The organism is Skermanella sp. TT6, assembly GCF_016653635.2.
GTDB classification, from domain to species: Bacteria; Pseudomonadota; Alphaproteobacteria; order Azospirillales; family Azospirillaceae; genus Skermanella; species Skermanella cutis.
Genome location: NZ_CP067420.1, coordinates 5,931,525 through 5,940,203, shown reverse-complemented (window position 1 = coordinate 5,940,203; position 8,679 = coordinate 5,931,525). Strand labels below are relative to the sequence as shown.

The following is an 8,679-nucleotide window of genomic DNA, read 5'->3' as shown; positions in this document are numbered from 1 at the left end:
GCCCATCAGCTCCTGATACCGCGTTCCATCGACCCCGCGAAGCGGCGGCCGGCCCCGATCCCCGAGTCTCGCCCCGATGCGCGCGGCGTCGCCGCCCTGCCGGCGCCGTCGCCGCGGCGGGAGGCGGGATCCCGGACGGGATCCCACGGGTGCGGGAAATATGCCGAAACGAGCCCGGCACCTGCCATCAACTTTTCGGCCGGCGCTCCGTCACGCGCCATCCTGTCACGCCTCGCCCAGGGGGTACCGATCGGTCCGGGAGACTCGAAGCGCAGGGTCGACACCATGAAAGTGGGCAAAACCGCTCCCTGTCGGCAAGATTGACCCGCTTGCCGATCGTAGATTTCATTTTTTCGTGTAACCGGGTGCCGGGGAAGGAGAACCCTTGGCGTTCTTCCCTCGGACGCCTTCCGTCAGCCGCCCAATTTCCATCTCTGGTATGCGTTCCGACCACCGGGACAGGAGGCCGTTACTTGGCTCCGCGAGGTCCAGGATTATCGGCCAGTGCGTCAACAAATGTTAATAGGGTGCCGACTGACTGACAACAGGATCGAAAAGGGAACGGCCGAAAAAGCAAACTTCGTTCTCAAACGACTTATTCTTCCGGAGACGCGGAACGCGCACAGCTATAGCTTCAGCAACCTTATGGTGCCGAAGAGTTACGGAAGAACTTGAGTCGAGGAACAAAAAAGCCGCGCCGGACAGCGGCGCGGCTTGATCTCGCCGCGGGGAGGCTCAGAGAGCCTTGATGCGGGAAGACAGCCGCGACAGCTTGCGCGAGACCGTGTTGCGATGCAGCACGCCCTTGGAGACGCCGCGCATCAGCTCGGGCTGGGCTTCCTTGAAGGCCTCGGCGGCGGCGGACTTGTCGCCGGTCGCGATGGCGGTCTCGACCTTCTTGACGAAGGTACGGATGCGGCTGACCCGCGCGCGATTCACGGCGGTGCGCCGCTCGGTCTGGCGGATACGTTTTTCTGCGGACTTGTGATTGGCCATAACTAAACCTTCTGCGGACACACCTGTGCCGAATGCGAGCGCGCTTTATAGGGGGCACCCGCTCGGAGAGTCAAGGCGGGAGAGTCGCTTTTCTCCCGCCCGGCCCCTCCCCTTGCCGGGACTTCAGCGGTTCTTGAAGTTGGCTTCGCGCTTCTCGGCGAAGGCGGCCATGCCTTCCTTCTGGTCCTCGGTCGCGAAGGTGGAGTGGAACAGGCGGCGCTCGAACCGGATCCCCTCCTCCAGCGTCGTCTCGTAGGAGCGGTTGACCGACTCCTTGGCCATCATGACGACCGGGCGCGACAGCGAGGCGATCCGGGCCGCGACCTTCATGGCCTCGTCCAGCAGGTCGGCCGCCGGCACGACCCGGCTGACCAGGCCGCAGCGCTCGGCCTCGGCGGCGTCGATCGTGCGGCCGGTCAGGACCATCTCCATCGCCTTGGACTTGCCGACGAAGCGGGTCAGGCGCTGGGTGCCGCCGGCGCCGGGGATGGTGCCGATGGTGATCTCCGGCTGGCCGAACTTGGCGGTGTCCGCCGCCAGGATGAAGTCGCACATCATGGCCAGCTCGCAGCCGCCGCCCAGGGCGTAGCCGGCGACCGCCGCGATCACCGGCTTGCGGGCGGTGGCGACCCGGCCCCATTTGCGGGTGATGAAGTCCGAGAGATAGACGTCCATGTAGTTCCGGCCGGCCATCTCCTTGATGTCGGCGCCGGCGGCGAAGGCCCGCTCGCTGCCGGTCAGGACGATGCAGCCGATCCCGTCGTCCGCCTCGAAGGCGTCCACGGCGGCGGCCAGCTCGGTCACCAGGGCGTCGGACAGGGCGTTGAGCGCCTTCGGCCGGTTCAGCGTGATGAGCCCGACATGGCCTCGGGTCTCGACCAGGATGTTCTCGTAAGGCATGTCTCTACTCCCAGATGGTGCCTGGCCCGGTTGCCGCTCGGAAAAGGGGCCGGCTATTGCGGTATCAGCATGAAGCGGACGGTCACCGGGCCGCCCGTCCCGGACCGGGCCTGTCCCGGTCGGCCCTGTCCCGGTTGGCCCGACTCGACCAATTCGATGCGCAGGAGCTCGCCGTCCCGCACGAACCGGCCCTCGCCCGCCGCCGCCCAGCCGAGCTGGGGGGCGGTCTCGGCATAGAAGCTCCGGATGGCGGAGGCGTCCAGGGAACCCGTCGCGACCGCCTGCACGATCCGGCCGCCCGGCTTGTCGAACACGAGGGCCTGGTCGGCGACCGGGACGAGGCCCGGCATCAGGGGCAGGTCGTCGATCCCCTCGACGAAGGCATCGGCGGCCTGCGCCCCGGAGGGGCCGCAAAGCCCCGCCCCGCCAGGAAAGCCGGGGGGCTGGACCTGGAGCAGGACGGCGGCGAGGGCCGCGGAAAGGAGAACCGGACGGCGCGGCATGGGCCCTAGCGATACATCAGCGCTGCCGTCGCGGACAATAGAAAGTCGAGCGGTTGGCCTGCACGATCCGCTGCACCCCGCCGGTGCGCTCGACATCGCAGGTGCAGCCGGGGCAGGCCTGCCCCTCTCGGTCGTAGACCGCGAACTGGTGCTGGAAATAGCCCAGTTCGCCGGAGGACTGGACATAGTCGCGGAGCGTCGAGCCGCCGGCCTCGATCGCCCGCGTCAGGACCTCGCGGATGGCCGGCACCAGCCGCTCGGCGCGGCGGCCGGCCACGGTGGCGGCGATCCGCCGGGGGCTGATGCCGGACCGGAACAGCGCCTCGCACACATAGATGTTGCCCAGGCCGGCGACCACGGTCTGGTCGAGCAGCGCCGCCTTGATCGGCGTGATCTTCGACCTGAGCGCGTCGGACAGCGTCCCGGCGTCGAACCCGTTGCCCAGCGGCTCCGGCCCCAGGGAGGCCAGCAGGGGGTGGCGGTCCAGCTCGTCCTCCGCCGTCAGCGCCATCAGGCCGAACCGGCGGGCGTCGTTGAAGCGGATCTCGGACCCGTCGTCGGTGGTCAGCAGGACATGGTCGTGGGGCAGCGGCGGCCCCAGGTCGCGGCCGACGGTCATGCGGCCGGACATGCCGAGATGGACGATCAGCACCTGGCCGTCGTCCAGGCGGATCAGGATGTACTTGGCGCGCCGCCGGACGGTGACGACCCGCCGGCCGGTCAGCCGCTCGACCATGCGCTCGGGGAACGGGATGCGGAGATTGGGGCGGCGCTGCTCGACCTTGGCGAGCACGCGCCCCTCCATCCTGGGCGCGAGTCCGCGGCAGACCGTCTCGACTTCGGGCAGTTCTGGCATGGCCTGGACAATAGCCGGTCCGGAGCGCGACAAAAAGTGCCGCATTCGGGTCCGTTCGGCGATCCGCGCGGAAAGTCGGCCGTGGCAACTGGCAAGGGCACCGCCGAGCCGCTATGTTGCAGACCATGGCCGAAGATCCCTCCCCAGACCCCGCTTCCGTTCCCGGCGCCCAGCCGCGCGGTCCGTCCGTCTATCCCGCCGACCGCCCCTCCGGACCGGGAGAGGCGCCGGAGGCGCGCTGGTTCGGTTTCCGCGAGGTCGATCCGCGCACCAAGGCGCCCATGGTGCGTCAGGTGTTCGACAGCGTCGCGACCAACTACGACCTGATGAACGACCTGATGTCGGGGGGCATCCACCGGCTGTGGAAGTCGGACCTGATCGAGCTGATCCGGCCCCGGCCGGGGATGACCCTGCTGGACGTGGCCGGCGGCACCGGGGACATCTCGTTCCGCTTCCTGGAGGCCGCGGGCGGGCCGGCCCAGGCCTTCGTCTGCGACATCAATGAAAAGATGATCCTGGTCGGGCGCGACCGGGCGGTGGATCGGGGCGTGCTGTCCGGCGTGGACTGGATCGTCGGGGACGCCGAGACGCTGCCGCTGAAGAGCCGGTCGGTGGACGTCTATACCATCGCCTTCGGCCTGCGCAACGTGACGCGGATCGACGCGGCGCTGGCCGAGGCCCGGCGCGTGCTGCGGCCGGGCGGACGCTTCTTCTGCCTGGAGTTCAGCCGGGTCGTGCTGCCGGTGCTGCGCGACGTCTACGACCGCTATTCCTTCACCGTGCTGCCGCGCCTGGGCCAGATGGTGGCCGGCGACCGCGAGGCGTACCAGTACCTGGTGGAGAGCATCCGCCAGTTCCCCGACCAGCGGAGCCTGGTCGGCCGGATCGAGGCGGCCGGCTTCGGCCAGGTGCGCTACCGCAACCTGACCGGCGGCATCGCCGCGATCCATTCGGGCTGGCGGCTCTGACCCTTTCCCAAGTTAGAAACCTGTCATGATCCGCACGATCCGCAATCTTGTCCGCCTCGTCGTGATCATGCGCACGCTGGGCCGCCACGACGCCCTGTTCCCGCACGAGCTGCGCGACGTGGCGCCGGGCATCGCGGGATTCGCCCGCCTGTTCTCCGCCAAGGGCGTTCCCGGCCGGCCCGGCCAGAGGATCGCCGCGGCGCTCCGCGACCTGGGTCCCAGCTTCATCAAGCTCGGCCAGATCCTGTCCACCCGGTCGGACCTGGTCGGCGAGGCGATCGCCGCCGACCTGGCGGAGCTCCAGGACAAGCTGCCGCCCTTCCCCCCGTCGGAGGCCCGCCGGATCATCGAGGCGGAGCTGGGACGGCCGCTGGAGGAGATCTACGAGAGCTTCGACGAAACGCCGGTCGCCGCGGCCTCGATCGCCCAGGTCCATTTCGCGGTGGTCGCGACCCGGCGGGACCGCGACGGGAACCATGAGCTGGACGCCGGCGACCCGCGGTCGCGGGAGGTCGCGGTCAAGGTGCTGCGGCCGGGGATCGAGCTGGCCTTCCGGCAGGACCTGGACCTGTTCCGCTGGCTGTCCGAGCTGGCGCTGAGGATCCAGCCCCGGTTCAAGAGGCTGCGGCCGGGCGAGGTGGTGCAGATCTTCGCCGACACGGTGCGGATGGAGATGGACCTGCGGATGGAGGCCTCGGCCGCGTCGGAGCTGGCCGACAATTTCCGCGGGGACACGGCCTTCAACGTGCCCCGGGTGGACTGGGACCGGACCAGCCAGCGCGTGCTGACGCTGGAGCGGATCCGCGGCATCAAGGTGGACGAGGTCGACAAGATCCGCGCCGTGGGGTTCGATCCCGACGACGTGCTGGCCCAGGCGTCGTCGTCCTTCTTCAACCAGGTGTTCCGCGACGGCTTCTTCCACGCCGACCTGCATCCGGGCAACCTGTTCGTCAACGAGGACGGCCATATCGCCCCAGTGGACTTCGGCATCATGGGCCGGCTGGACCGCGCCACGCGGTACTATCTGGCCGACATGCTGCTGGGCTTCCTGAACGGCGACTACCGCCGGGTCGCCGAGGTGCATTTCCAGGCCGGCTACGTCCCGGCGCACCAGAACATCGAGACCTTCACCCAGGCCTGCCGCGCGATCGGCGAGCCGCTGCTGAACAAGCCCCTGCACGAGATCTCGATCGGGCGGCTGCTGGCCCAGCTGCTGTCGGTCACCGAGCAGTTCGAGATGGAGACCCAGCCGCAGCTCCTGCTGCTTCAGAAGAGCATGCTGACGGCGGAGGGGGTGGGCCGCGCCCTGAACCCCGACATCAACATGTGGGAGCTGGCCCGTCCGCTGATCGAGGACTGGATGCGCGAGAACCGCGGCCCCGAGGCACGGATGGTCGACGAGCTTGAGGGGGTGCTGAACGCGCTGCGCACCCTGCCCCGCGTGATGCGCGAGGCCGAGCGGGCGACCCGGATGATCAACGAGAACGGGCTGCCCCTGCATCCGGCCACGATCGAGATCCTGCTGGAGGGCTTCGTCCGCAAGCGGCGGCGGACGGTCTGGACCCTGTGGACCGTGACGATGGCCGTGGCCCTGGCGGCGCTGGCGGTGGTGACCTGACGGGCTTCGCGGCGCCGGGGCAGTCTTGACATGCACATATTCCCCAACATGATGTGCATGTCAGGAGGGGGATGGCACAAGCGCACTTTCGCGAAATTGTTGCATCACCGTTCGATGGCGGGCAACCATACCCTGCTTCAACGAGGATCTACTTGCCATGGGCCGTGATTGCGACATCGATATCTTGGTTCAGATAGAGGCTGGAATTCCGCCCGCCATCGCGCAGGAAGCAGCGCGTCGGCGGCAGCAGGATATCGACTCCGACATGGCCGTCCTGAACAAGCATCGCTCCATCCACGGCTTGCTTCTTGATAAGGACGAGTTAGTTTTTTTAAGTAGATGATCTCACTAACCTATATCATTGCCTGATTTACTGTCCACGGATGAACGCAGATGGACACAGATATTTAGATCCTATCTGTGTCCATCTGCGTTCATCTGTGGATGACCCGCTCCCGTCCCCAGGGACAGACCTCCAGGACCGCACCGATGGCCGATACACCTTTCCCCGAACACCGCATCCTCGACGGCAAGCGCATCCTGCTGATCATCTCGGGCGGGATCGCGGCGTACAAGTGCCTGGACCTGATCCGGCGGCTGAAGGAGCGCGGGGCGCGGGTGCGGTGCGTGCTGACCGAGGGCGGGGCGAAGTTCGTGACGCCGCTGTCGGTGGCGGCCCTGTCGGAGGAGAAGGTCTACATGGACCTGTGGTCGCTGACCGACGAGGCGGAGATGGGGCACATCCGGCTGTCGCGGGAGGCCGACCTGGTCGTGGTGGCGCCGGCCAGCGCCAACATCCTGGCCAAGATGGCGGCCGGAATCACCGACGACCTGGCGACCACCGCCCTGCTGGCGACGGACAAGCCGGTGATGGTGGCCCCGGCCATGAACATCATGATGTGGTCGCATCCGGCGACCCAGGCCAACCTGGCGACCCTGGAGTCGCGCGGCATCCTGCGGATCGGACCGGGCGTCGGCGACATGGCCTGCGGCGAGACCGGCAGCGGCCGGATGAGCGAGCCGATGGAGATCCTGGCGGCCATCGCCGCCTTCTTCGGCAGGGCCGCGATCCCGAAGGCGGAGGCGCCGGGGCCGCTGAGGGGCTGGCGGGCGCTGGTGACCAGCGGGCCGACCCATGAGCCGATCGACCCCGTCCGCTACATCGCCAACCGCTCCTCGGGCAAGCAGGGGCACGCCATCGCCGGAGCATTGGCGCGGCTGGGCGCCTCGGTCACCCTGGTCAGCGGGCCGACGCGGGAGCCCGACCCCGACGGCGTCGCCATGGTCCATGTGGAGAGCGCCCGCGACATGCTGGCCGCCTGCCAGGACGCCCTGCCGGTCGACGTGGCGGTCTGCGCCGCGGCGGTCGCGGACTGGAGGGTGCGGGCCATGTCGAGCCAGAAGCTGAAGAAGGAGGGCGGCCAGTTGCCGGCGCTGGAACTGGCCGAGAATCCGGACATCCTGGCCACCCTGTCCCGCCCGGGCCGGATGCGGCCGGGTCTGGTCGTCGGGTTCGCCGCCGAGACCGAGAAGGTGGTCGCGCACGCGCGGGCCAAGCTGGCGCGCAAGGGCTGCGACTGGATCGTCGCCAACGACGTCTCGCCGTCCAGCGGAACCTTCGGCGGGACCAGCAACACGGTCCACCTGCTGCGCGGGGATACCCTGGAGGACTGGCCCCCGCTGTCCAAGGAGGAGGTCGCCCAGCGACTCGCCGCCGCCATCGCGGACCATCTGGTGGGCACGGGGGCGGAGTAGGCGCCGCGGGGCGGCGGATTTTTTCGCCGCGGGGGGCGATTTACCTGTTACATTGTGTGATATCTGCGCTATCTACAGCGCATGATCCCTGACGCCAAACCCGATGCATCGGCCGCCCTGGCGGTGGCCGTGACACGCCTTCCCAACGGTGCCGGCCTGGACCTGCCGTCCTATGCGACGGAGCATTCCGCCGGCATGGACCTGTCGGCCGCCGTCTCCGATCCCGTGGTGCTGGAGCCGGGCGCCCGGGCGCTGATCCCGACCGGGTTCGCGCTGGCGCTGCCCGCCGGCTACGAGGCGCAGGTCCGCCCGCGGTCGGGCCTGGCGCTGCGCCACGGCATCACCGTGCTGAACAGCCCCGGCACGATCGACGCGGATTATCGCGGCGAGGTCGGCGTCATCCTGGTCAATCACGGGGAGCGGCCCTTCACCGTGGAGCGCGGCATGCGTATCGCCCAATTGGTGATCGCCCCCTACGCAAGGGTGGCCTGGAGCCTGGCCGAGACACTGGAAGAGAGCGCCCGCGGCGCCGGCGGTTTCGGGTCGACCGGGACGGACGGGGCCGGCGCGGACGGAAAAGGACGAGACTGATGCTGCGCATCTCGAAGAAGCTGATGTTCGCGATCGAGGCGGTCCTCGACATCGCCTACAATGCCGGCAGCGAGCCGGTGCAGAGCGGCGAGATCACGCGCCGCCAGGGAATCCCGAAGCGCTATCTGGAACAGGTGCTCCAGCAGCTGGTCCGCGCCGGGGTGCTGGCGGGGGTGCGCGGTCCGCGCGGCGGCTACCGGCTGGCCCGGGAGCGACGGCGGATCAGCATCGGCGAGATCGTCCGGGTGGTCCGCGCCATGGAGACCGCGACCGATCCGGTCGAGGAGCCGACCGGGTCGATCCTCGGCCTGAAGGTCGTCCGGCCGATCTGGCTGCAACTCCAGGACGACTGCATGACCCAGCTCGACGACATCACGATCGAGGACCTGTGCCTGCGCGCCAACCAGGCCGGCATCGAGAGCGAAACCCACGCCAAGATCGATTTCAGCATTTAAAATCCGGGGCCGAGGTATTAGATTGGATTATCTGTGA

The 8,679-nt window shown here is 68.5% G+C and carries 10 protein-coding genes; 6 read left to right on the top strand and 4 right to left on the bottom strand.

The window, feature by feature from the left end:
* Positions 1 to 735: 735 nt before the first annotated feature.
* The 4 genes from rpsT to mutM all read right to left on the bottom strand — a co-directional run bounded on the left by rpsT (position 736) and on the right by mutM (position 3,255).
* The gene (gene rpsT, locus IGS68_RS27770; RefSeq protein WP_201076284.1) at positions 736 to 996 is read right to left on the bottom strand and encodes a 30S ribosomal protein S20; all 261 of its coding nucleotides are present in this window, start codon (positions 994 to 996) and stop codon (positions 736 to 738) included.
* Positions 997 to 1,119: 123 nt separating this feature from the next.
* A complete protein-coding gene (locus IGS68_RS27765) occupies positions 1,120 to 1,896 on the bottom strand; it encodes an enoyl-CoA hydratase (RefSeq protein ID WP_201076282.1) in 777 nt (258 codons plus the stop codon).
* A gap of 53 nt (positions 1,897 to 1,949) precedes the next feature.
* Entirely contained in the window at positions 1,950 to 2,399 is a 450-nt protein-coding gene (locus IGS68_RS27760; protein ID WP_201076280.1) for a hypothetical protein, read from the bottom strand.
* Positions 2,400 to 2,415: 16 nt separating this feature from the next.
* Positions 2,416 to 3,255, bottom strand: coding sequence for a bifunctional DNA-formamidopyrimidine glycosylase/DNA-(apurinic or apyrimidinic site) lyase (gene mutM / locus IGS68_RS27755; RefSeq protein ID WP_201076277.1), 840 nt, complete (start codon positions 3,253 to 3,255; stop codon positions 2,416 to 2,418).
* A 125-nt stretch (positions 3,256 to 3,380) separates the two neighbouring features.
* Here mutM and ubiE point away from each other — a divergent pair, with 125 nt between their 5' ends.
* The 6 genes from ubiE (at position 3,381) to IGS68_RS27725 (ending at position 8,642) form a co-directional block, all read left to right on the top strand.
* On the top strand, positions 3,381 to 4,223 hold the full coding sequence (gene ubiE / locus IGS68_RS27750; RefSeq protein WP_247881104.1) for a bifunctional demethylmenaquinone methyltransferase/2-methoxy-6-polyprenyl-1,4-benzoquinol methylase UbiE: 843 nt from the start codon (positions 3,381 to 3,383) through the stop codon (positions 4,221 to 4,223).
* Between the two features lie 25 nt (positions 4,224 to 4,248).
* Positions 4,249 to 5,841: a 2-polyprenylphenol 6-hydroxylase gene (gene ubiB, locus IGS68_RS27745; RefSeq protein WP_201076275.1), complete on the top strand. Its 1,593-nt coding sequence runs from the start codon at positions 4,249 to 4,251 to the stop codon at positions 5,839 to 5,841.
* A gap of 157 nt (positions 5,842 to 5,998) precedes the next feature.
* Positions 5,999 to 6,184: a hypothetical protein gene (locus tag IGS68_RS27740; RefSeq protein ID WP_201076270.1), complete on the top strand. Its 186-nt coding sequence runs from the start codon at positions 5,999 to 6,001 to the stop codon at positions 6,182 to 6,184.
* Between the two features lie 146 nt (positions 6,185 to 6,330).
* A complete protein-coding gene (coaBC, locus tag IGS68_RS27735) occupies positions 6,331 to 7,596 on the top strand; it encodes a bifunctional phosphopantothenoylcysteine decarboxylase/phosphopantothenate--cysteine ligase CoaBC (protein WP_201076269.1) in 1,266 nt (421 codons plus the stop codon).
* Between the two features lie 81 nt (positions 7,597 to 7,677).
* Entirely contained in the window at positions 7,678 to 8,187 is a 510-nt protein-coding gene (gene dut / locus IGS68_RS27730; protein WP_201076265.1) for a dUTP diphosphatase, read from the top strand.
* A complete protein-coding gene (locus IGS68_RS27725; RefSeq protein WP_158047904.1) occupies positions 8,187 to 8,642 on the top strand; it encodes an RrF2 family transcriptional regulator in 456 nt (151 codons plus the stop codon). Before dut ends, IGS68_RS27725 begins: the two co-directional genes overlap by 1 nt.
* Positions 8,643 to 8,679 lie beyond the last annotated feature (37 nt).

Excerpts from the sequence above, each read along its gene's own strand:
- mutM (WP_201076277.1), bottom strand. The coding sequence starts at position 3,255 with ATGCCAGAACTGCCCGAAGTCGAGACGGTCTGCCGCGGACTCGCGCCC.
- IGS68_RS27760 (WP_201076280.1), bottom strand. The coding sequence starts at position 2,399 with ATGCCGCGCCGTCCGGTTCTCCTTTCCGCGGCCCTCGCCGCCGTCCTG.
- ubiB (WP_201076275.1), top strand. The coding sequence starts at position 4,249 with ATGATCCGCACGATCCGCAATCTTGTCCGCCTCGTCGTGATCATGCGC.
- IGS68_RS27740 (WP_201076270.1), top strand. The coding sequence starts at position 5,999 with ATGGGCCGTGATTGCGACATCGATATCTTGGTTCAGATAGAGGCTGGA.
- rpsT (WP_201076284.1), bottom strand. The coding sequence starts at position 996 with ATGGCCAATCACAAGTCCGCAGAAAAACGTATCCGCCAGACCGAGCGG.
- dut (WP_201076265.1), top strand. The coding sequence starts at position 7,678 with ATGATCCCTGACGCCAAACCCGATGCATCGGCCGCCCTGGCGGTGGCC.
- IGS68_RS27765 (WP_201076282.1), bottom strand. The coding sequence starts at position 1,896 with ATGCCTTACGAGAACATCCTGGTCGAGACCCGAGGCCATGTCGGGCTC.
- IGS68_RS27725 (WP_158047904.1), top strand. The coding sequence starts at position 8,187 with ATGCTGCGCATCTCGAAGAAGCTGATGTTCGCGATCGAGGCGGTCCTC.
- coaBC (WP_201076269.1), top strand. The coding sequence starts at position 6,331 with ATGGCCGATACACCTTTCCCCGAACACCGCATCCTCGACGGCAAGCGC.
- ubiE (WP_247881104.1), top strand. The coding sequence starts at position 3,381 with ATGGCCGAAGATCCCTCCCCAGACCCCGCTTCCGTTCCCGGCGCCCAG.